A 24,352-nucleotide genomic window follows, 5' to 3' on the forward strand; every position below is an offset into this window, starting at 1 on the left:
TGAACCAGGGGGACACAAGTGCACCTTGTCTCCCGTTCTTTGAGGAATATTCCATGTTTCACAAGAGCCTCACACTGTCAGATTTCGACCCTGTTTTGATCGCTGCAATGAATGCCGAGGAAGGGCGGCAGGAAGCTCATATTGAGCTCATCGCTTCGGAAAACTACACCAGTCCTCAGGTCATGCAGGCCCAAGGCTCAGCACTGACTAACAAATACGCTGAAGGTTATCCGGGCAAGCGATATTACGGTGGTTGTGAGTACGTCGACGTTGTAGAACAACTGGCAATCGATCGAGCAAAAAAGCTGTTCGGTGCTGATTACGCCAACGTACAGCCACACTCCGGGTCTCAGGCCAACGCCGCTGTATACCTCGCTCTTTTGAATCCAGGCGACACTATCTTGGGTATGAGCCTGGCCCACGGTGGTCACCTGACTCATGGTGCAAAAGTGAGTTCCTCGGGCAAGCTCTACAACGCTGTTCAATACGGTATTGATGCCAATGGTCTGATCGACTACGACGAAGTCGAGCGGCTCGCAATCGAACACAAACCCAAGATGGTGGTAGCCGGCTTTTCGGCTTACTCGAAGACTTTGGATTTCGCGCGTTTTCGCGAAATCGCTGACAAAGTCGGGGCTTATCTATTTGTTGATATGGCCCACGTTGCGGGCTTGGTTGCTACAGGCCTATATCCAAATCCGCTTCCATACGCGGATGTGGTTACCACTACCACCCATAAAACGCTTCGGGGCCCTCGAGGCGGCTTGATCCTCGCCAACGCCAGCCCAGACTTGGAAAAGAAGCTCAACTCCGCAGTTTTCCCTGGCGGACAAGGCGGCCCCCTGATGCACGTCATCGCCGCCAAGGCTGTTTGCTTCAAAGAGGCTTTAGAGCCTTCTTTCAAAGAGTATCAGACTCAAGTGATTGGCAATGCCAAGGCAATGTCCGCCGTGTTTATTGAACGCGGTTATGAGGTGATCTCGGGCGGCACTGACAATCACCTGTTTTTGTTAAGCCTGATCAAACAAGGCATCACTGGCAAAGACGCTGACGCTGCGCTTGGTCGCGCTCGCATCACGGTCAACAAAAACGCTGTCCCCAATGATCCTCAGTCACCGTTTGTGACATCAGGACTGCGTATTGGTACTCCTGCGGTCACAACCCGTGGCTTTCAAGTACCAGAATGCCAAGCGCTAGCAGGCTGGATTTGCGACATCCTTGATCACTTGGGCGATGCCGATGTGGAGGCGCACGTCGCTAAGCAAGTCGCAGCGCTTTGCGCGCGTTATCCAGTCTACGGAAAGTGATGCTGCCCGCACGCTAGTTGGAGTCGTTCATGTCGCTCAGTGTTTTTGATCTGTTCAAGGTTGGTATTGGCCCGTCCAGTTCCCACACCGTTGGGCCTATGCGCGCGGCGGTGACGTTTGTTGAGGGCCTGGAGAGTGATGCTCTGTTGCGAGCAGTGAGCTCTGTCAGGGTTGAGTTGTACGGCTCGCTGGGAGCAACTGGTAAGGGCCACGGTAGCGACAAGGCGGTATTGCTTGGGCTTGAGGGTGAATATCCAGACAAGGTTGATACGACCAATGTTGATGGTCGATTAGTCGAGATCAGGGCAGCCAACAGTCTCAATTTGTTAGGTAAGCATCGGATCCGTTTTGTCGAGAAAGAGCACCTGGCAATGATTCGCAGACCTTTACCGTATCACCCGAATGGGATGATTTTTCGGGCATTCGATGAGGCGGGTATTCAACTTCGCAGTCGTGAGTACTACTCAGTCGGTGGTGGCTTTGTCGTCGACGAGGACGCGGCCGGTCATGACCGGATTGTTGAGGACAAAACGCCGTTGCCATTTCCGTTTCGCAGTGGTGATCAGCTATTGGCATTGTGTGAGCGTCATGGACTGTCCATCAGTCAGCTGATGGCTCACAACGAGGAAGTGTGGCGTCCTGCTTCGGAAACGACTCGTGGGCTTCTCCACATTTGGAAGGTAATGCAGGACTGCGTCCGCGCAGGCTGCAACAACGAAGGAATAATGCCTGGCGGCCTAAAGGTGAAACGGCGCGCTGCGGATCTCTACCGTCAGCTACGCACCAGTCCTGAAGCTGGGCTTAGGGACAACCTTTCGGTACTTGATTGGGTGAATCTTTACGCTCTGGCAGTCAACGAGGAAAACGCCAGTGGTGGTCGTGTTGTTACGGCTCCTACCAATGGCGCAGCCGGAATTATTCCGGCAGTTCTTCACTACTATGTCAACTTCATCGGTAGTGCGAGTGACGAAGGTGTGCAGCGTTTTCTTTTGACCGCGGCTGCGATAGGCATCCTCTACAAAGAAAACGCCTCGATTTCCGGTGCAGAGGTCGGCTGCCAAGGAGAGGTAGGGGTGGCTTGCTCCATGGCTGCCGGCGCTCTATGCGAGGTACTGGGTGGGACGCCTCGCCAAGTTGAGAATGCCGCCGAAATAGGCATGGAGCACAACCTGGGACTGACCTGCGATCCCATCGGCGGGCTGGTTCAAGTTCCATGTATCGAGCGCAATGCAATGGGTTCTGTGAAGGCTATTAATGCTGCCCGTATGGCATTACGAGGGAACGGAGATCATTTCGTTTCTTTGGATAAAGTCATTCGAACCATGCGCCAGACCGGCGCGGACATGAAGACCAAATACAAAGAGACGGCGCGCGGTGGGTTGGCCGTCAACATTATTGAGTGCTGAGGCACAGGCCGAACTGATGGAGAATTTTTGAGATGACCACAGAATCTTTGAAACGTACGCCACTTCATGATCTTCATCTGGAGCTTGGTGCACGAATGGTGCCTTTTGCAGGCTACGAGATGCCGGTTCAGTACCCTTTGGGAGTGATGAAAGAACATCTACATACTCGCGAACAGGCAGGCTTGTTTGACGTCAGCCATATGGGGCAAATCCGTTTACACGGGAAAGGTGCCGCTGCTGCACTTGAGTCCCTCGTGCCAGTGGACATTGTGGACTTGCCGGTGGGTATGCAGCGTTACGCGCTGTTTACCAATGAGGATGGCGGCATCCTGGACGACCTGATGGTCGCCAACGCTGGCGACTACTTGTTCGTCGTCGTCAACGCAGCATGCAAAGAGCAAGATCTTGCTCACCTTAAGCAACACTTGGAGGGTCGCTGTGAAGTAGAGCCACTTTTCGAGAGTCGGGCTTTGCTCGCTTTACAGGGGCCCTTGGCTGCCCAAGCGTTGGGACGCCTTGCACCGGCTGTCAAAGAGATGACTTTCATGCAGTTTCGTGCGACGCAAATCAATGGAATCTCCTGCTACGTTAGCCGCTCCGGGTATACGGGTGAAGACGGGTACGAAATTTCGGTTCCTGTAGAAAAAGCAGTTGAACTTGCTCGAGCACTGCTCGCACAACCTGAAGTCAAAGCGATCGGTTTAGGCGCGCGCGACTCACTGCGTCTCGAAGCCGGATTGTGTCTTTACGGTCATGACATGGACGCCACGGTTACGCCGATCGAGGCCAGTCTCGTTTGGGCAATATCGAAAGCGCGTCGCGTAGATGGTATCCGCGCCGGTGATTTTCCTGGGGCTTCGAGAATCTTTGCTCAACAGAAAAAAGGTGTGAGCAAAAAGCGTGTAGGCCTGTTGCCTTTGGAACGCATCCCGGTTCGAGAAGGTGTAGTGATTCACTCCGAAGAGGGAGCCGTTATCGGAGAGGTGTCCAGTGGTGGTTTTGGCCCAACTCTAGGGGGGCCAGTCGCGATGGGTTATGTGGAAGCAACCTTTGCTTCTGTGGATTCGATTCTCTACGCCGAAGTCCGCGGTAAGCGTATTCCGATGCGAGTTACGAAGACGCCTTTCGTGCCTCAACGTTACTACCGCGGTTAAAGGATCAGTTGCCATGAGCGAGCTCCCGTCTGTTTCAAGTCGCCCTCAACCATTGCAGGCGGGGGTGAAGCTTCGCGGTGCAGAAAAAGTCGCACGCATCCCGGTCAAGATCATTCCAACCGAAGACTTTCCTCGCAAACCGGATTGGATACGTGTGGAAATTGCGGCATCACCAGAAGTGAGCCGAATCAAGGCACTACTTAGAAAGCACAAGCTACATAGTGTCTGTGAAGAAGCATCATGCCCGAACCTCGGAGAGTGCTTTTCCGGAGGGACAGCGACATTCATGATCATGGGTGATATCTGCACCCGGCGCTGCCCATTTTGTGATGTGGGACACGGTCGTCCAAAACCATTGGACGCGAACGAGCCTCTCAATCTTGCGACGGCAATTTCTGATCTTCGTCTCAAATATGTGGTTATTACTTCAGTCGACCGCGACGATTTAAGAGATGGCGGCGCAAGCCACTTCGTCGAGTGTTTACGTGAAATCCGCAAGATGTCTCCTGATGTCAGGTTGGAAACTTTAGTGCCGGATTATCGTGGGCGCATGGATGTAGCTCTGGCTATTACCGAGCAAGAGCCTCCAGATGTTTTCAATCACAATCTGGAAACTGTGCCGCGTCTTTACAAAGCCGTTCGACCTGGATCGGACTTTGAATGGTCACTGGATTTGCTTGAGGGTTTCAAAAAACGCGTTCCTCACGTCCCGACTAAATCTGGATTGATGCTGGGATTAGGCGAAACAGATGAAGAAGTGGTTGAGGTGATGCACAGAATGCGAGAGCACGGAGTGGATATGCTCACGCTTGGTCAGTACTTGCAACCTTCGCGAAACCACCTTCCTGTACAACGATTTGTGCATCCAGACGTTTTCGCGCGCTTCGCGGCGCTCGGGGAGGAAATGGGCTTCAGTAACATTGCTGCGGGGCCTCTTGTACGATCCTCGTATCATGCAGAAAAACAAGTATCAATCGTTTCGGATTTTTGATTTAAAATCTTATTTGCTAGCGCTTTGGGTGAGGCGCTACTTGTGTTGGGCTTTATCTCTACTGAAGTGCCTTCGCCTTAGCCAAACGTAATAGTTATTTATGATTCAGAGAGAGTTTTCATGTCCGTAGTTTTGTGCGGTAGAATAGGTAGAGGTGTTTCAGAAGGTATGTCGACGTTTAGCGGCTACCAACTTATCGTGCATGGCTCTTTCTTGATTTTGCTCGATGAAAAAACGGCCCCTCTTGATCGTGCCTAGTAAGGTCGGAACTATGGCTATTAAAGTTAGTGCGTAAAGCTTCGCCTCGAGTGACAGTGTTATTGGGGGGTAGATAATATTGCAGTTACTGTAAAGTATATTATTTTAGCTCCGAGATGTAGTGGTCTGTTTACTGCATGTGAGGGCGAGAGTATGAGTGACGATGTCTCCGGTAGGTGTTTCGCTTGCAATCTCTCACGGCGCGCCTGCTTTCATCGGCGTAATGACAAATAGCACTTGATGGCTGCTGTATCTTTGGAGGAGAAGATAGCAGCTTAAAGGGTGATGAAGCTTTGATTGCAGTTTATTGCTATCTTTAGGTGGGTGTGCAGTTTAAGGTCGGCATGCATGGTTGTGGCTTGCCAGCACCTGCTGTAAAGATGCAAGTTTGTGCGTTTTGATGAGTTTTGACTTGAATGATATGAGATTGGATAACTTATGAGGGCGCCACGTTAAGTGTACAGTTTTCCAAGCAGAGGCTCGATATCGCTAAAGCCAAGATAAAAAGACAAGTTTGTCTGAATATAAGAAATTCCTTATTCGGCGGAATAGCTTGTTTGCATCAATGCCAAAAATCACCATCAGTCTAGCCAATTTTGTAAGCAGTTTGGCGATCATTGCTCACCCCATCTACATCTACTTTAGTGTCGCTGAAATGCTCCCGTAGACTTGGATTTTTTCGTCACTTACCAACTCAGCTGTCTTTGCAACAAAAATGTATAGATTTTTTACTGATGCTGAAGTAACTGTTCGCCTGCAAACATCATTCCAGCAAATTGTCTCAGTCCCCACTTGTTCGCAGTGCCAAGGGCCCGTAATTACGCGCTGAAAACTTGGCACGGCATCTGCAATAAACGTATTCGGTAATTTTGGATAGATCCTTGATTGGCTCCTAAAAAGGAGCCAGCAGTTGCTGAGCCGGCGACAAGAGCTTGCGAATTTAAACGCAAGGATTAAGCAAACTAAGGAAACTAAGGAGATGCAAATGAGTCATGAGGCTGGACAGGCTATAACCGATGCTGAACTGGATTCGTGCTTCAAGCCAATCTATGCGCGCATCGCCGTTGGTGCGTTGGAGCGTGAGCAAAAGCGCCGGCTGGCTTACGAGCCGGTAGCATGGCTGCGTGAGGCTGGCTTTGGAGCGCTTCGAGTGCCACGAAGCCATGGGGGGCTAGGCGCGAGCCTTCCGCAATTGCTGCGCCAATTGGTCTTGCTAGGAGAGGCTGATTCTAACCTCCCACAAATTCTGCGTGCGCATTTGGGGTTTGTAGAGGGGCGTTTGTCGGCTAATGACGCTGCTTCCAAAGATTTCTGGTTTGCCAAGGTTGTGGCCGGTGAATTGTGGGGATCAGCTTTGGCTGAGCGCACAGATAGTACCGGAAATAGTGTGACGCTTACCGAGGATGCTTTCGGTGAGTATCTGTTGAACGGGCAGAAATACTACAGCAGCGGTACGCTTTACGCGGATTGGATTGCCACAGCGGCCAATCACGGCGAAGAATTAGTTAGTCTAGTTGTGTCAACGCGTGCGTCGGGCGTAAAGGTGCTGGATGACTGGGACGGCTTCGGCCAGCGGATGACAGGCAGCGGTAGCACGCACTTTACGGATGTGCCTGTGGTGAAACAACACATCTTACGTAGGTCTGCAAGGGGGGAACTCCGTGCCGAGTCGTACTTAACGGCATTCTACCAAGCGGTGCATCTAGCCACGTTGGCGGGCATCGCTCGGGCAGCATTTGTTGATGCTGTGGCATTCGTCAAAAGTCGCTCCCGGGCATTTGGCATACCTGGACAGTCACGACCAGCCAGCGACCCACTGGTACAGCGGGTGATAGGTCAGCTGTCAAGTCTGAGTTTCGCCACCGAGGCCCAGGTAATGGCGTTGGGCCATACTTTGCAGGCTGCGTACGAGGCCGGGTCTGGGGCTGAGCAGTTATGTAATAACGCAGAAGTACATGCCTTCCAAGCCCAGCAGATCATTCTACCGCAGGTCCTCCAAGCCACCACCTTAATTTTCGAGGTGGGTGGTGCTTCAGCTACCAGTAACCAGCGGAGCCTTGATCGCCACTGGCGCAATGCCCGTACTCTAGCCTCTCACAACCCTGCTATCTATCGCGAACAGGCGTTGGGCAACTATTACCTCAATGACATTAGCCCCGCTTCGGCATGGCGCGCAATGCACAGCGAGACGCGAGAGGGACAGTGGGCAGGCGACGAAGCCAGTGCTGTTTGAAGCACGTGAAATTCAAGACCCAACTGCTCTCAGACAATGTTTGTCTCGCGGCGCTTTTACGTGCTGGTTCAATGATTTAGGAGTGCTAAAGTGATTTACCGTCGTTTAGGCCACACGAGACTCGAGGTCAGCGTACTCAGTTTGGGTACTATGACTTGGGGGCACCAGAACACAGAGCAAGATGCTCACCGGCAGCTGGACTCTGCGGTGGCCGCCGGGGTCAATTTGATAGACACCGCAGAGCTCTATCCGACTCCGAGTCGGGCGGACACTTGGACGACCACCGAACGCTACCTCGGAAACTGGCTTGCTAAAAGCAAACAGCGCGACAGGTTGGTGCTGGCTAGCAAAATCACAGGCCCTGCTCGTGACCCTGACGGGCAGCTACACATTCGAGGCGGCCTGTCGCATCACGACCGCCGTAACATCGTAGCGGCATTAGATGGCAGCTTGAAGCGCCTTCAGACTGATTACCTGGATCTTTACCAGTTGCATTGGCCTGACCGCAGCACGAACATTTTCGGAGCCCGCGATTACCCTTACACGGACGACGACCCGGACAGCACCGCTATCGAAGAAAGCCTGTCGATTCTCGGTGATCAGGTCAAGGCCGGCAAGATTCGCCACATCGGTGTGTCCAACGAAACGCCGTGGGGCGTTGCGCGCTTTTTACATCACAGCAAAACAAGTGGACTGCCGCGTATCGTCAGTATCCAGAATCCCTATAATCTGCTCAACCGTTTGTACGAGAACGGTCTTTCAGAGTTTAGCCATCGCGATAGTTTGAGTTTACTGGCCTACTCGCCGCTGGCGTTCGGTACGTTGACCGGAAAATACTTGCATGGGAAGCGGCCTGAGGGCGCTCGGCTGTCTTCGGTGTATCGCGGTTTTAATCGTTATGGCAGTCCCGGTGCCGAGGAGTCAGCAGCCAGCTATGTTGAGCTTGCGCAACGTCACGGCATTACCCCGGCGCAACTTGCCTTAGCTTTTGTCATTAGTCAGCCGTTTGTCGCCAGCGCTATCACCGGGCAGACCACTCTGGCGCAACTCGAAGAAAATCTCGGTGCACTGGACGTTCGCTTGGACGAGCAATTGGTCACTGAGATTCAGGCTTTGCATCGCCGTATTCCTAACCCTGCCGCCTGACTGGAGAGTGGTATGCCCAAGCAATTGCACGTAAACCTGTTCGAGATGAACTGTGTAAGCCACATCGTTCCCGGTATGTGGGTTCACCCGGAAAATAATCGTCACCGTTTCAACGATCTGGATTATTGGACCGAGTTGGCCCAATTGCTCGAATATGGCACCTTTGATGGTGTATTTCTTGCGGATGTAGTGGGCGTCTACGACCGCTTTCGGAATGGACCGGAAACCGCATTGGTCGAAGGTCTGCAAGTGCCTAGCAATGACCCGTTATTACTCGTCCCCGCGATGGCTGCCGTGACTCGCGAACTCGGCTTCGGAGTGACATTTTCGACCACTTACGAGCCGCCTTTTGCATTCGCTCGACGCATGAGCACTCTAGACCACCTAACTAAGGGTCGAATTGGCTGGAATGTTGTTACCTCGTATCTGCCCAATGCAGCTCGCAATTTTGGTCTAGATCAGGAAGTGCCTCATGACCGGCGTTATGAAATTGCCGACGAGTATCTTGATGTACTTTATAAATTGTGGGAGGGCTCTTGGGACGATGATGCAGTTGTGCAGGACCGCGAGCGGGGCATATATACCGATCCCTCTAAGGTACGATACATCAATCATATCGGTGAGAATTTCAAAGTTGCCGGGCCGCACTTATGCCAGCCTTCGCGTCAACGTACACCGGTGTTGTTCCAGGCTACCGGTTCTCCAGCGGGCAGCGCCTTTGCAGGACGTCACGCTGAAGTAGTGTTCACAGGTGGTGTGACCCACGAAGATGCGCGTCGCAACATCGCTACAATGCGTCGTAACACTGAGGAGCAGGGGCGCGATCCGGCTAGCATCAAATTCATCGTACAGGCTGGAGTGATCGTTGGTCGTACTGCTGAAGAGGTGTCCGCTAAACTTGATAGTTACCGACGACTGGTCAGTTCTGACGGTGCCATGGCCCACGCGCAACTGGCTATAGACCTAAAAGCGTACGGAAGGGATGAGCACCTGCGGAACATCATCAAGCGGGCTGATCCTGGTTGGGAGGCACTAACACAGTACGATCCTGAAACTACCGTTGGACAACTACTGGCTCGGTTCGGAGGATTGAAGGAGGATCGCTATTTTGTAGCGGGTACGCCCACCGCAGTCGCGGATGAGATAGAGCGTTGGCTAGACGTGGACGGTATCGATGGTATCAATCTTCGTCAATATCTGTCGTTCGAGACGGCCCGCGATTTCATTGATCTGGTAGTCCCTGAGTTGCGCCGCCGCGGGAGGTTTCGTGAGCGTTACACCCCTGGTGAAACCTTGCGAGAGCGTTTATTCGGCCCAGGAAATTCGCGCCTTCCCGCCGATCACCCCGCCGCGCGTTATCGCGATCCCGCAGCGCTAATCCAATCGCTAGAACCGCTACGCTTCAGGAGTTCTTCTGTTTCGAGTTGAGGCGCCTGTGCGATAAAACTGTGGGCGCGACTCCCATATCGCTCTCGAATCTTATGTTGATCTTGGATTTGAGGGCGCTCAACTAGGCTAGAGCGCCTCATCGAAATTGCGACAACAATGTCTGCTGGAGGGAACTTGATAATCTACCATCGCTATTTCATTCCGCTGCTCGGCGCCTGCGTATTGGTTTTGACACTGTGTGCCTGTGAGCGTAAAAAACCAGCTGTAGTGCACGGGGACTTTCCTGTGCATGGCGGAACATTGGTGTACGCTTCTGATCGCGAACCCACCTGTCTTGATCCACATGTTGAAGGCGAGATGCCGCAAGTTATCGTTGCTCAACAGTATCTAGACTCGCTAGTGTCTATGGATAGCGCTGGTGTGATAGGCCCGTGGTTGGCGAAAAGCTGGACGATATCCGATAACGGTTTGATGTACACCTTCCATTTGCGCGACGACGTGCGCTTCACTGACGGTACGCCGTTTAACGCGGCTGCGGTCAAAGCTAACCTTGACCACATTGTCAATCCGAATACCCGCTCAGGCACCGCCGGTGGATATATCCGCCAGTACGTCGGCACAGATGTGGTCGACGACAACACTGCTGTTGTCCACCTCGCCACACCTTATGCTGCGTTTCTTGAGGTTTTGGCTCAAGGTTTTTTGGGTATGGAGTCGCCAACTGCGCTAACTCGTAGTCGTGATATTAACTGTAAAAGCCCGGTTGGTAGCGGCCCGTTCAAGGTAGTTAAGTGGGACCGTCAGAGTCAGATAGAGCTGGTGCGCAACCCGAACTACAATTCCGCGCCGCCTACAGCCAAACATCAGGGGGAGGCCTATCTAGACCGTATAATCTGGAAGTTTATTGAGGAACCCTCGGTGCGCTTCGCCTCTTTGCAAGCTGGAGAGGTGGACGTTATCGAGGCGCTTCCTCCCGAGTCGCATGAAGCTGCGCGGCGCAATCCGGATATCAGCCTGATCATTGCTCAGCGACCGGGAAACCCCACAAATGGAACTTTCAATCTTCGACGTGCACCATTCGACGATATCCGTGTGCGCGAGGCATTCGTGCGCAGCGCCGATATTGAAAGCGCGCTGAAAAGCGTTTATTTCGGCGAATTTCCCCGTGCGGAAGGGCCTCTCAGTACTTCCACACCGTTCTATAGTCCGGACTTTGAGCATAGTCAAGACTACGACCTTGATCGAGCAGCTTTGCTACTCGATCTGGCTGGTTGGAAAAGTCGCGACGCTGATGGATACAGAACCAAAAACGGCAAACGCCTGCAAGCTACGGTTTTGATAGGCGCACGAATGCCACCTTCCGAGTTAACGATGTGGGAACAGGTGCAAGCTACTACTCGTCAAGTTGGTATCGACGTAGTGCTCGACAGGATGAGCGACTCTCAAGCCGCCGCGCGCCAAATCGCTTGGGACTACGACGTGCGGGCCGGTTATTGGATTACCAATACCCCGGACGTGATGAGGATCATTTTTAGCTCTGCGTTCATCCAGCCCGCGGGCCCAGGTGGTTTTCATCAAAATAGTGCGGGCTATTCCAGTCTCGCGTTCGACGTTCTGATGCAGAGTGCGCTTACCACTCTTAATCCCGAGCACCGCCGACAGCTGTATTACCAGGCCCAACAGCAGATCGCCGAGCAGTATCTACAACTGGTTAGCTTTCCACAAAGTGCTCGCATAGGAATTTATAAGACTGCCCGCGGCGTTCGATTGGAACCCTCACTTGGAGCAACCTATTTCTATGACTCGTGGGTGAATAAATAAGTGCTGATGTAACCTCTAGTAGAGGTTGGTTGACCAAGTTATGAGTGCTTCACTAATCTCAGGCGCTACGCTTGATTGGCGATGTGATTATGTTATAGAAGATACTATGCTGGCGTTTTTGTCCTACAGCTGATCCCAAGTGATCCTGTCTTGGAGGATCTTGGCGGGTCCCAATCCTACCAGTCAGTTGAAACTGTTGAAGCTACCTTTCTTCAGTACGGTTTTGGTAAGTCGCGACTAGGAAGTATGTAATGTATTAGGAATAGATGTTGCCGAAGCGCCGGTGTATACACGCTTGTGTATAGGATTCTTTTTTTCTGAGTGGGAGCCGTAACTCATGCCAGCTTGTCCACATTCAAAAAATCTTGCTCGGTGGGTGATGTTAAGCTATATGTAATTTTAAAATTTTATGCTGTGTCCACATTTGTTCAATACCCTTAATGTTTATCTGTTTTGAAGATCTACATGCATGGTCGCGTTTACACATGGAGGTTATGTTGTCGGTCAATTCGAGTACTTTTCCGAAATCCGTCGTCGGGTCGTATTTCTGAAACACATGATTTAAAGTAACATGTAGCAGCGCTGCTCATCTTGGATAACTCGTTTGATGTAAGTGTCTTGGTGTTGGTTTTTTTGTTGGTGAAGTTACTTCTATGGGAAATATAAAATATAATCCTGTTTAAGGCCGCGATGGGAGGCAGGCGACTAAAGCAGCCCGCTGGTGGCATCGTAAAGTTACTCAAATAAAAACACTGAAGCTACGTGCGTGAGCCAATAATTAACAAATGGAAATCCACGGCATCATACATTGTAATAGCGGGTGTGAGTATTGCTTTGGCATCGACCGAGTGGTACGAGTAAGCAAGCACTAAAGGTTCTTTAAGGAACTACTGGTGATTAAATTTTAATCTATCTCTAAACTCTAGGAGCTTTAATGGCCAATGTTCAAAGCGTCAATGCACTGGAGTTACTGAGTCGTCCGGCGCGGAACGGTGATCTACATGAGCTGGAACGAGTGTTTAGCCGCCCTTTGGCACTGTCGAGTTTGAACTACACTCCGAAACGTATTCTGAGTTCCCACGAGGCAGTTCTGACGGGTCTATTCGCGCTGGTTCTACACGGCGCTGTGATTGTCTGGCTCAACAAGGCACCGCCGCCGCAACTGCCTGTGGTGCCGCCGGATATCCCGCCGATGACCATCGAGTTTTCACAGCCGGCACCTCCGGTGGCGCAGCCACCACCACACGAGCCGATATCGCCGCCGGTGGTCGAACAGCCACCGCCGGTGGAGGACGAATTGGCCGTGAAGCCGCCGCAGCCCCAACCGACTTCAAAACCCAAGACAGTGCCCAAGCCCGTGGCCAAACCGGTGGAGCAACCACTGGCCCCACCCGCGCCGCCACAACCGGTCGCTGCTCCAGTGCCACCCGCACCGCCGGCCCCGAAACCGGTGACGTCGGCCTCCGCCAGCGTCGGTTACCTGAAGAATCCGGCACCGGAGTACCCGTCGCTGGCGATGCGTCGCGGCTGGGAAGGCACGGTGCTGTTGCGGGTGCATGTGATGGCCAGCGGCAAGCCCAGTGAGATCCAGATCCAGAAAAGCAGTGGTCGCGATCAACTCGATGACGCGGCACTGGCGGCGGTCAAGCGCTGGAGTTTTGTCCCGGCCAAGCAGGGCGATGTCGCCCAGGACGGCTGGGTTAGCGTGCCGATCGACTTCAAGATCAAGTAGCCCTACCGATTAAAAGCAAACTTATTGAACCACGACACGCGAGCTACCTGACACAAGGCGCATCGCTACAACCGATCCAATGCCTTGCTGGAGAGCCTGACCATGAATCTGATTGCATCCCCCTTCGAATCCATCGAACACGCCGTCATCTGGTTGTTGATCCTTTTTTCCGTCGCGACCTGGGGACTGGCGTTGCTCAAGGGTGTGCAGTTCACCCGGCTGAAAAACCAGGATCGCAAATTCCACAAGCAATTCTGGGCCGCTTCCAGCCTCGATTCGGCCGCCGAACTTGCGCACAACGAGCCTGGGGCAGCAGCCCGCCTGGCATTGGCTGGGTACGCGGCGATTCAGGTGCCGGAGGGTGTGCAGGCCACGGACCTCAGCCAGTCGATCAACCACCAGGATCGCCTCGAACGCGCCCTGCGCCAGCAGATCGTCCGTGAGCGTCGTTCACTGGAAACCGGCCTGGCGATTCTGGCCAGTATCGGTAGCACCTCGCCCTTTATCGGCCTGTTCGGCACCGTCTGGGGTATCATGTCGGCGTTGAAAGGCATCAGTGCGGCAGGCTCGGCGAGCCTGGAAACCGTGGCCGGGCCGATCGGCGCCGCCCTGGTCGCCACCGGTGTCGGGATCGCCGTCGCGGTGCCGGCGGTGCTGGTCTACAACTACTTCCTGCGTCGCCTGAAATTGACCGTCGCCGACCTCGACGACTTCGCCCACGACTTCTACAGCCTGGCGCAGAAACATTCGTTCCGCGTGCTGCTGCATCCAGTGCTGAACAAGTCGGGCGCCAGCGTCGCCGGGCAGAAAGTCAAGGAGGTGTCCTGATATGGCCTTCTCCACACAAGACAGCGATGAAGTGCTGAGCGAAATCAACGTCACGCCGCTGGTGGATGTGATGCTGGTGCTACTGGTGGTGTTCATCGTCACCGCGCCGCTGCTGACCAACGCGATTCCTATCAATCTGCCGAAGACCGAATCAGTGGCGCCGGTGGAACAGAAGGATCCGCTGGTGGTGAGCATCGACGACAAGGGCAAGGTGTTCATCAACAAGGATGAAATCCAGGCCGATCTGCTGGAGTTCAAGCTGCATGCGGCCAAGGCGAAAAACCCGGATGTGCGAGTGCAGTTGCAAGCTGATAATGGGGTGAATTATGGCGAAGTGGCGCGGGTCATGGCGTCTATCGAGAGGGCAGGGGTTACTAAATTGTCGGTAATTACCGCCAAGTAACGGTATAAGCACAACTTCAGTAAACTTTGAAGTAGGCTGTTCCCTTTGGAGGTAGTGGCGGCCTATTACGTTGAGACGCTCAAATTGTGGTTGCAGTTGGGGGCAATTGCAAGACAGATACGATCTGCTAGCTATCTTGTCTGGTAATCGGATGGGGTCCTTTGAATTTTTTAATGTAAGCTTGCTAAGTTTCACTTCAGCGGTCACTCGCGTCCAGGCACCGCATTAAAAACGTATCACCGAACTGATGATTTCAAAATCGTAAATGTTGGTTCCTTGGGAGCACAAAAAATTGCTACCACCATCTTCGATTACTTACTCATTATCTCGGCAAACCATGCGTAATCGTTTTTCCCTTTTTGTCCATCAAGATTTTCGTTTTTCTTGAATTTAAGAACTCCGCTGCTGAGTCTAGGCTGGAAATGGCCTGCATATCAGGGAATACGGATCTATCTTGAGCAGCGCACTCGCAATGCCAATAGCGGCGGCGTCCAACACAATTTGACGCCTCCCGCTCCAATCAGTGATTCATACCAAGCCAAGTCGGATGTTCCCGATAATTTTTTTGCGTCCGCAGGATGAATAGCTTCGGCATGGGCCCTACGAAAGCCCCTGTCGCGAAAACACAATATAGCTGCGCCTAATCTGCAAAACCTAGATATTAGGGTTGGCGGCTACCTCGTGCAGCCGAATGTGGACGCCATTGGCGATATTTGCGACGGTTCCGAAGAGCATGATGAGTGGGAGGGAAGTTGCTCGTGTTAGTGGAAGTAGTAATCGCTACTACCTGCCGAACTGTTGCAGTGGATAAAAACACCGTGGGTGATTTGCAAAAACTCCCTCGCTGAGTTGATGATTCTGGCTCAGCTGTTGCTCGGCAAACAGTGCATCAACATCTGTGTACTTAATTAGATAGCCAATACAGGCGGCAGTAGTTATAACTCCAATAAATGCAGATGCTGATAAGTGGTATAGCTATTGCTTCTCCAGCCTCTAACAGTAGCGATTTGATTTAGAGTAGAAATACCTCGCTCGAAATTTAACCATGCGGGTTGAAAGGATTTAAGGAAAGATGGCGGTCGTCTCTGCCTTGCACCCGCGGCCAAAACTTGAGGTAAACAGTGTGACTGCCAATCTGCAAAACACTCCCGTGTCCCCACTGGAAATTGCTCGCGAATTGGCTATCGAATTTGCTAGAACAGCGGTTGAGCGTGATCAACGCGGTGGTACCCCTGCCGTAGAACGTGAAGCGCTGCGTAAAAGCGGTTTGCTAGCTCTGAGTATCCCCAATCAATTTGGCGGGCACGGTGCCAGTTGGCGTGAGACCTTCGAAGTGGTACGTGAGTTTGCCAAAACCGACAGTTCGGTCGCTCACGTACTCGGGTTTCACCATCTGATGCTCGCTACCATCCGCCTGTTTGGTAGACCTGAACAGTGGCAGCCGTGGTTCGAACTTACGGCCCGTAACAACTGGTTCTGGGGAAATGCCTTAAATCCCCTCGACACTCGTACTATCGTCAGGAATTGCGGTGGATGGCGGGAGTTCAACGGCAAGAAAAGTTTCTGCTCTGGCGCAACCAACTCGGAAATGCTTATCGCGTCGGCGGTAGACCCGCTAGCTGGAGGTAAGCTTTTGATCGCTGCGTTGCCCAGTGCGCGAAGTGGCATCACACTTTATGACGACTGGGAAAATATGGGCCAGCGCCAGACAGACAGTGGCAGTGCTACTTTCGAGCGTGTACGCGTTGAAGAATCTGATCTTCTGCTTGATCCTGGCCCTCTCAGTACACCGTTCGCCTGTCTACGGCCGTTAATTGCTCAATTACACTTCGCCAATATTTTCTTGGGTATTGCAGAAGGAGCGTTCGAAGACGCCCGTAAATACACTCTTGAGGAAACCCGTCCATGGTTCAGGTCAACTGCATCGACGAGCAGCCAAGACCCTTATGTTCTGAAACACTATGGAAATTTTTGGATCGCTCTGGAAAGCACCAGAGTCCTGTTCGATCGTGCAGTAGACGAATTGGATGCGGCTTGGGCTAAAGGCCCGCTACTCAGCGCTGCCGAGCGAGGCAAGCTTGCGGTGGACATTGCAACAGTGAAAGTAGCTGCGAGTCGTAACGGCCTGGATATCTGTACCAAGGTGTTCGAGGTAACTGGTGCGCGTGCTACACATTCCTGCTTAGGTCTAGACCGCCACTGGCGCAACCTGCGTACTCAGACGCTTCACGATTCACTGGATTATAAACTCAACGAACTTGGTAACTGGGCGCTGAATAGCATCGCGCCTGACCCTACGTTCTACTCTTAGAGGAACCCTGATGCAATTGCTATCTCTGCCTCCATCCCCGGGCCTTGCAACCACAATACGGGCGACGCACAGGTTTTCGAGGATCCTAAATCACGCTCGTTACTTTCGCATCTACAGCTGATCGCTCCAAGCGAGGCGAGTGTGTTGATTATTGGTGAGGCCGGAACCGGCAAGGAGTTGGTGGCGCGACATATCCATAATCTAAGTGCCCGCAAGAGCCGGCCTTTCACTGCGGTCAATTGCGGAGCGTTTTCCGATTCATTGGTTGAGGCGGCGTTGTTCGGTCACGAGAAAGGCGCTTTCACCGGAGCATTGAGTGCTAAGGCGGGCTGGTTTGAAGAGGCTAATGACGGCACGCTGTTCCTTGACGAAATTGGCGATTTGCCTTTACCGATTCAGGTAAAGCTGCTGCGTGTCCTGCAGGAGCGAGAAGTGGTTCGTTTGGGATCCAGGAAGAGTATTCCGATTAACGTGAGGGTATTGGCTGCAACCAACGTTAAGTTAGAAAAGGCCATTAATGCTGGACATTTTCGGGAGGATCTTTTCTACCGTCTGGATGTGGTCAGCTTGGAGCTTAGTCCATTGCGTGAACGGCCTGGCGACATCCTCCCCCTTACCCATCATTTCATCCAGAGCTGCAGTCAGCCCCTGGGATATGGCGAAATCCGCCTGAGCAGTGATGCCGAACGCCGCCTTAAGGAATATGCTTGGCGGGGCAATGTTCGCGAGCTAGAGAACGTCATTCACCCCACACTGTTGATTTGTCGCGATGGAGAAATTCGTGCTGACGACTTACGAATGTCGAATATGCGTATTGAGCGCCCGGATGACTGCTCGGTCAGCAACAGCTCTGCACAGACTTTGTTAGAGTTCGCATTTCTGAAGTTGTTCGAAGACCAAGTCGGAGCTTTGCATGAGCGCGTCGATGATTCTCTGCTTAGGTCTGCCTATCGCTTTAGTAATTACAATCAGGTTCATACTGCCAAGCTACTGGGTCTGAGTCGCAATGTAACTCGCACCCGTTTGATTAAAATGGGTGAATTGGTCGTCAACAAAAGACTGCCCGCTCAGAATGCCCTGACAGATAGGCATCCTGCGATACAGCTGATGGGAGTATAACTGTTTGCCTTGCAACACCTTCTGGACACTATTGCGGTATTGAAACACCCCCGACAGGCATTCTATAACTTTATTTCCAGTAGAAATAGGGGCTGCGCAGGTTGGCACGATTGCTGCATTTTTCGTCGTGCGATTGACTATACCAATAGAAACTCGCCTAATTTTAATCAGGTGGGGAGCAAGACCTTGAACCGCGTGCACTGGACAACTTCAACAGTATTTCGACACTCATCTCTATATGCTGTTAGCAGCGTTTTATTAGCTGTTACGCCCTTATCGTCTGCCGCCGATGCCAGCTTAAACGACGACATTCGACTGGGCACGGTCATTGTTCAGGCTTTAAAGCAGGCGCCTGCTATAGCAGCGCAGGCCAAACTTGACGAGGTCGCGGGCGGTACCAGTTTGGTCAGCCAGGCTGAGGTGGAGAAAGGCCGTTCGGCTACATTGGAAGATACTATGGCCTATCAGCCGGGTATTTACGCCCAGGCTGTTGGTGGCAATGACGGCGTCAAAATTTCTATCCGCGGATCTGGTTCAACCACCCCGCCGGGATATTTTCGAGAGGGTATCAAGTTTCTGTTTGACGGCCTCGCGTTAACCGGTGCCGGTGGTACGCCTTATGAACTTCTAGATACGCAAGGTCTCGACTATACCGAGGTTCTTCGCGGCGCCAATGCTTTTGAATACGGTGCTTTGACGTTGGGTGGTGCGGTCAACTTTGTTACCAAATCCGGGCTCACTTCACCAGGTAGTCGCATCAAGGTCGAAGGCGGTAGTTTTGGCTGGCAAAAGCAGGCGTTCAGTACCGGCGGAGTAGTCGAGAACGCCGATTATTTCGTCAGCGTCGACAATACCATCCGCGACGGCTATCAAGACTTTACGTTCACTAAGGCCAAGGGAGTGGTGAGCAACTTCGGGTATCGCTTCAATCCAAAGTTAGAAACCCGTCTATATATTCGTTACCGCGAAGAACACCACGAAATTTCTGGCGCTTTGACTCGTGCACAACTTAAAAAGAACTCTAGTCAGACCAATCCTACCACGCTCGCCACACGTAGCGACTCTACCAAGTTTGGTTCGACCTGGATCGGAAGCAAGACCACTTACACTTTCGACGATGATGCCACCTTGGAAGCTGGTCTGGTGTACCACAATTATCCTCAGGTGCTTGCCCGTCATAGCCCGGTGAACCCTAGCTACTGGGATTGGCGGGACATCAACTACTCGCTCAAGTACTCCCGCACTGACCAGGTTTTAGGCCTTTCCAGCATTAGCACGGTTGGCTGGAGCAGCACCCAGCATATACGTTCTGGGGTACGTACTTATAAAGGCGACAAGGATCTAGGGGGACTGCAGAAGCAAGCTGAGTACGATGGTTCCTTCGATCATGTATTCAGTCTCGGCAACGACTTAGGCCTGACGGACAGTCTTTATTTTTCCACGGGCCTATCGGCGATACAGATCAAGCGCAACGTTAACGTAACATACAGCGATCGAGCGAATACCAGCGGGCTGCCCGAGCATTACATATACGATCAATGGAAATTGGCACCGCGCATCGGCCTGCGATACTACATCGCGCCAGATGTCCAATTGTTCGCCAATGCCAGCCGATCCATCGACCCTCCGAGCACTTTTTCTATCTCCGGCTCGGCAGTCACCCTTAACTATGCTAAGCCGCTGGTACCGCAGGCGGCAAACACCATAGAGTTCGGCATCAAGGGTAGGAATGGCATCTTTGACGGCAGTTTGGCGTTCTACAAGTCGTGGATAAAGAACGAGTTGCTCAGCGTAGAACTGCTACCGGCGACAAATACCTCGGCTGCCGTAGTAACTACAGCAAACTCCTCGCCGACCATTCACCAAGGTATTGAAGCCGGGTTGAGTACGCGTCTGTGGGAGGGCGCTAACGGCGACAGTCTGACTTGGCGTCAAGCTTACACCCTCAACGACTTCCGTTACGAAAACGACCCAGTGTTCAATCGGAATGTGCTACCGGGCTTTCCTAAGCACTTGTATCAGGGCGAACTTCAGTACCAGTGGGCCAATGGTTTCTATGCCGGGGTCAACGTGCAATCAGCGTCGAGTACCGCGGCGGACTACGCGAACAGCTTTTACGCACCGTCATATACGGTGTGGGGGGGGCGTATGGGCTACGACGATCCTAGCGAGACTTGGCAGTTGTACCTAGATCTGAAGAACCTCACCGACCAAAACTATGCGACAGCGGTGCTGCCGACATACAACGCCCGAGGCAGCGATGTCGCGTCAATGTACCCGGGCGACGGTTTCGGTGCGTTCGCTGGCGTTACCTACAACTTCTAAGCCTGCGCAGTCTACGTCGTGTGATACACGCTTATGAAGCTGGCGGGGAGGTTTATGACCCGAACTGCAAGGCTTACATGCCTGGCGTATCAGGTTGCCTGATGCCGGGGCGGCTGAAGTCCCGAGCTTTCTGGCCCAGAAGAAAGATTTATGCCTTTCGCGAAGGCAAGGGGCTTCAGCGACGGTGATCGAGCTGATGTTATCGCGGCTAGGCATCGTCTGGCTTAAGCATTGATGCTCGAAACCATTATTGCCTGGAATGAGGAGTTTTTTGGGGGATGACCCAGGTGAAAGCTTTTGTTTAAGTGGTCGTGAGTTCTCAACCTTATCAATTACTGACTGTATCCACGTGCACGACCCGTGTGATGCCATCGCTATGTAAGGACAAATTATGACTGAACAAACTTGCTACCGCGCGCTGCGCACGCGCTTTCAACCTCTGTTCGAACAGATCTGCGAAGGAGCGGTAGAGCGTGAGCAGCAGCGGGAGTTGGCGTTCGAAGCGGTCGAGCTGTTGCGCGGCTCTGCGTTCAGCTCCCTGCGTGTGCCTCTTGTGCATGGAGGCGCCGGTGTCAGTCTTCCGGTGTTGTTTGGCCTTTTGATCGACTTGGCCGAGGCCGACTCCAATCTGCCCCAAATTGTGCGTGCGCATTTCGGCTTTGTCGAAGGGCGCCTATTAAGCCACGACGCACCCTCACAGGATTACTGGTTTCCAAAGGTCGTTGCTGGACAGCTTTGGGGAGCTGCGATGGCCGAGCGCAGTGATAGCAGCACCAACTCCGTGACTCTCGACACGGGTGAAAATGGATGGCTTCTGAATGGCGAGAAATACTATTGCACTGGCGCGATTTATGCGGATTGGGTTGCCGCAGTTGCAATGGACGATGAAGATTTCGTAAGTGTAGTCGTGGCGGTGAACTCCCCAGGCGTTACGCGCGAAGACGACTGGGATGGTTTTGGCCAGCGCTTGAGTGGCAGCGGCACCACCCGTTTTGATAATGTCACGGTGCCTGAGGAACATGTGCTACGACGCTTTAAACCTGGTGAACTGCGGGCAGATTCTTATATTTCGGCGTTTTACCAACTGTTCCACCTCGCGACCCTGGCCGGTATCGCTCGTGCGGTACTGCGCGATGCTACCACTTTCGTTTTGGGGCGTACCCGCGCCTTCGGAGTACCGGGTAAATCCAGCCCGAAGGATGACCCATTGGTACAGCGGGTGATTGGGCGCCTGTCGAGCTTGGCCTACGCCAGCGAGTCTCTGGTGCTGACTACCGCTGAGGTGCTGGAGGGCGTTCACCAAGCTGAGCTGAATGGCTCCGCGAAGGAGGCAGATTATGTTGATGCTGACATCCGTACTTACCAGGCCCAACAAGTGGTGCTTGAGCAGGTGCTAGAAGCCAGTACGCTGCTGTTCGAAGTGGGGGGGGCGTCGGCCACAAGCCAAGCCCGACGCCTAGACCGGCATTGGCGCAACGCGCGCACCCTGGCGTCACATAACCCGGCCATCCTCCGTGAGCGCGCGCTGGGCAACTACTACCTCAACGGAATTAGTCCAAGTGCCGCTTGGCGTGCGTTGCAAGCGCAGGACACTGCCGGTAGCGCTGCCCGCGATGAAGCCAGCGCTGTATAACGAAATAGCCAGAAGCCACCATGCGCGGGGCCTGGCCCGGCGCCTTTTGTTCCAATCACTTATTTTTGGAGGTGCCCACGACGTCAGTCAAGCAAAACATAAACTGCAAGTGGTTGTCTTGCGTCGATGCAACTTCTCGCGTCGTGCTATGTGCCCCAGTTTGATATTGGCGGGCCAGGTATCGTTCCTTTTAGAGGTTGCCGCCATCCAGTTCAGTTGGCCAATAGTTGGCTATCCGCTGGCAAGCAGCACTCGCTCCTCGCAGCCGGCAAAATCTTTTGCGACATTCTCGCGAGGTGTGTATGCACATTGACGTGGCGGTGGACTTGAGCCTGCGCTGGGTTGACAGTTTAGCGATAAGCGGGGTCGACCTACATTTGTCGTTTCTGAGCTTACTGCTGATGTTGGTAGTAAACCCCCGGTAGACAGTCGCCGATCCATTGGCTTATTCCTCGAAGATCCCAGCTCTGAATTTACCTGATCCCTTCAAGACGCCACGGAGGTAGCAATGCCCTATCTTTCGAAATCTGAAGGCCAACCTCAATCAGATTTGCCGATTTTCATCAGTTTTCCAGCACGTTGTTGGTTCAGGGCGAAAAATGTCCCGCGCAGCACGCGGAATTCCATATGAGTCGATCTGTCCGTTGGTCGCCGTCTACCTCAGCGTCTATTTGGCGCTGCGACTGGAAATACAGGAAGAAATGTCGGGCGGAGCGATGGAGCAATTCGCATACGCTGTTTGCCTCTACAGCTCGTGTGTCTGGAAGGCAGTCCATAACGTTATTTAGCATCACAACAGCACGCCATCATAGATATAAGGTTTTTTTCTGAGTGACTATATCCGAACCCTTGTCAACAACCCGGCCACTTTCGCGCCGGGTTCCGATGATCATGGGCTGTGCCCTGTGCATGGAGTTAATAGATGCTACCGTGGTGATGACTGCGTTGCCGCAGATGTCCAGCGATTTGGGCGCGTCTAGTGTGCGCATGAACCTTGTTGTATCCCTGTACATGCTGGCAGCCGCTCTTTGTGTTCCGGTCAGTGGCTGGGCTGCAGATCGGTATGGCCCACGCCGACTGTTGGTGGTAGCTATTGTGCTGTTTACCGTCTCATCACTGGCCTGTGCGGCCTCTACTTCACTATTGCAATTGTGTTTAGCACGGATGTTTCAGGGGGCGGCTGGGGCGATGATGGTACCGGTGGGGCAGCTGATCTTGCTTCGCTGGTCTCCGCGCGAGCAATTGTTACGCAACCTGTCGTACCTGACTATACCGGCGCTGATTGGGCCCATGATCGGACCACCGCTTGGTGGTTTGATTATGTCCTTCGCGTCATGGCATTGGGTCTTCCTCATCAATCTTCCAATCGGCTTGGTTGGCGTGATGTTAGTGATGCGCCATGTGCCTCCGTATCCCGGTATCCGAGGGCGTAGGCTGGACGTGCGAGGATTGTTACTCTGTGCAATCGCACTTGGAGCGCTTGTATTTGGGTTCGAGGCGCTAAGTCACGGATTGCTACCATGGCCCTACGTGGCGATGATGATTGCGGTGGGGCTGCTGTGCGGCGGGCTTTACATCTACCATGCGCGGCGATGCTCTGAACCATTGCTGGATCTATCGCTAATGCGAATTCCTAGCTACAGTATTGGCTTCTGGGGTGGCAATATTTTACGCCTAGGAACGGCGTCGTCACCCCTTTTATTGGTGCTGCTGTTCCAGATGTGTTTCGGCCTTAGCCCCTTGCATGCAGGCCTGCTGACTCTAGCCGGAGGTACTGGTGCACTTCTGATGAAACTGATGGCATTACGTGTAGTTCGCCGTTTCGGTATTCGCCGCACTCTCACTCGCAACGCGTTACTGACTGGATTGAGCCTGGCAGCATGCGCCGGATTCACCAGCGCCACGCCCTATTGGGCCATCGTGTTGATGCTGTTTGGCAGCGCGGTGATTCTCTCGCTGCAATATAGCACTCTAAATGCACTGGTCTACGCTGATGTACCCGCCGCCTTGAGCAGCCGGGCCAGTAGCCTCACTGCGATGACTGTGCAATTGAGCATGAGCCTGTCTGTGGGCATCGCGGCTTCGCTGTTGGGGGGACTGATGAATTTGCGTGGGCACACCACGCCTGTCACAAGTGATGTGGCTATGGTGATGTTGCTGTGCGCGCTGTTGGGCATGGCTTCGGTCCTTGTGTTTTGCCGCTTGGCGCCAGACGCCGGAGTTACGGTATACGCAGCGGGCGAGTGATTGGATCGGCAGGGCGCGCAGTTGCTTTCCTGAGGTGGTGTCGTGGCGC

At 53.1% G+C, this 24,352-nt stretch carries 15 protein-coding genes and 1 pseudogene; all 16 read left to right on the top strand.

Annotated features, from left to right (window positions below; all coding sequences use genetic code 11):
* Positions 1–53: 53 nt before the first annotated feature.
* The 16 genes and pseudogenes from glyA to ACP7EW_RS14445 all read left to right on the top strand — a co-directional run bounded on the left by glyA (position 54) and on the right by ACP7EW_RS14445 (position 24,303).
* Complete coding sequence (glyA, locus tag ACP7EW_RS14370) at positions 54–1,307, top strand: serine hydroxymethyltransferase (protein ID WP_426217831.1); 1,254 nt, start codon at positions 54–56, stop codon at positions 1,305–1,307.
* A 29-nt stretch (positions 1,308–1,336) separates the two neighbouring features.
* Entirely contained in the window at positions 1,337–2,713 is a 1,377-nt protein-coding gene (locus ACP7EW_RS14375; protein ID WP_426217833.1) for an L-serine ammonia-lyase, read from the top strand.
* A 32-nt stretch (positions 2,714–2,745) separates the two neighbouring features.
* Positions 2,746–3,867, top strand: coding sequence for a glycine cleavage system aminomethyltransferase GcvT (gcvT, locus tag ACP7EW_RS14380; protein ID WP_426217835.1), 1,122 nt, complete (start codon positions 2,746–2,748; stop codon positions 3,865–3,867).
* A gap of 13 nt (positions 3,868–3,880) precedes the next feature.
* Positions 3,881–4,858: a lipoyl synthase gene (gene lipA / locus ACP7EW_RS14385; protein ID WP_426217837.1), complete on the top strand. Its 978-nt coding sequence runs from the start codon at positions 3,881–3,883 to the stop codon at positions 4,856–4,858.
* A 1,243-nt stretch (positions 4,859–6,101) separates the two neighbouring features.
* The gene (locus ACP7EW_RS14390) at positions 6,102–7,349 is read left to right on the top strand and encodes an acyl-CoA dehydrogenase family protein (RefSeq protein WP_426217839.1); all 1,248 of its coding nucleotides are present in this window, start codon (positions 6,102–6,104) and stop codon (positions 7,347–7,349) included.
* A gap of 90 nt (positions 7,350–7,439) precedes the next feature.
* Positions 7,440–8,495: an NADP(H)-dependent aldo-keto reductase gene (locus tag ACP7EW_RS14395; protein ID WP_426217841.1), complete on the top strand. Its 1,056-nt coding sequence runs from the start codon at positions 7,440–7,442 to the stop codon at positions 8,493–8,495.
* A 12-nt stretch (positions 8,496–8,507) separates the two neighbouring features.
* Complete coding sequence (locus ACP7EW_RS14400; protein WP_426217843.1) at positions 8,508–9,923, top strand: LLM class flavin-dependent oxidoreductase; 1,416 nt, start codon at positions 8,508–8,510, stop codon at positions 9,921–9,923.
* 183 nt (positions 9,924–10,106) lie between these two features.
* Complete coding sequence (locus ACP7EW_RS14405; protein WP_426218077.1) at positions 10,107–11,705, top strand: ABC transporter substrate-binding protein; 1,599 nt, start codon at positions 10,107–10,109, stop codon at positions 11,703–11,705.
* Positions 11,706–12,639: 934 nt separating this feature from the next.
* Positions 12,640–13,437, top strand: coding sequence for an energy transducer TonB (locus ACP7EW_RS14410; RefSeq protein ID WP_426217845.1), 798 nt, complete (start codon positions 12,640–12,642; stop codon positions 13,435–13,437).
* Positions 13,438–13,539: 102 nt separating this feature from the next.
* Positions 13,540–14,265 carry a MotA/TolQ/ExbB proton channel family protein gene (locus ACP7EW_RS14415; RefSeq protein ID WP_426217847.1) on the top strand — a complete coding sequence of 242 codons (726 nt, stop codon included), beginning with the start codon at positions 13,540–13,542 and terminating at the stop codon, positions 14,263–14,265.
* A gap of 1 nt (position 14,266) precedes the next feature.
* Positions 14,267–14,668, top strand: coding sequence for an ExbD/TolR family protein (locus tag ACP7EW_RS14420; RefSeq protein WP_426217849.1), 402 nt, complete (start codon positions 14,267–14,269; stop codon positions 14,666–14,668).
* 1,123 nt (positions 14,669–15,791) lie between these two features.
* Positions 15,792–16,979, top strand: coding sequence for an acyl-CoA dehydrogenase family protein (locus ACP7EW_RS14425; RefSeq protein WP_426218079.1), 1,188 nt, complete (start codon positions 15,792–15,794; stop codon positions 16,977–16,979).
* Positions 16,980–16,989: 10 nt separating this feature from the next.
* Positions 16,990–18,098 (top strand): annotated as a pseudogene (locus ACP7EW_RS14430) (sigma-54 interaction domain-containing protein).
* A 195-nt stretch (positions 18,099–18,293) separates the two neighbouring features.
* On the top strand, positions 18,294–20,423 hold the full coding sequence (locus ACP7EW_RS14435) for a TonB-dependent receptor family protein (RefSeq protein ID WP_426218081.1): 2,130 nt from the start codon (positions 18,294–18,296) through the stop codon (positions 20,421–20,423).
* A gap of 391 nt (positions 20,424–20,814) precedes the next feature.
* Entirely contained in the window at positions 20,815–22,056 is a 1,242-nt protein-coding gene (locus ACP7EW_RS14440; RefSeq protein WP_426217850.1) for an acyl-CoA dehydrogenase family protein, read from the top strand.
* A gap of 885 nt (positions 22,057–22,941) precedes the next feature.
* Positions 22,942–24,303 (top strand): MFS transporter, encoded by a 1,362-nt coding sequence (locus tag ACP7EW_RS14445; protein WP_426218083.1) that lies wholly within the window; start codon positions 22,942–22,944, stop codon positions 24,301–24,303.
* Positions 24,304–24,352: the final 49 nt, after the last annotated feature.

The sequence above is a fragment of the Pseudomonas sp. DWRC2-2 genome (genome assembly GCF_049897885.1).
GTDB lineage: Bacteria > Pseudomonadota > Gammaproteobacteria > Pseudomonadales > Pseudomonadaceae > Aquipseudomonas > Aquipseudomonas azotoformans_A.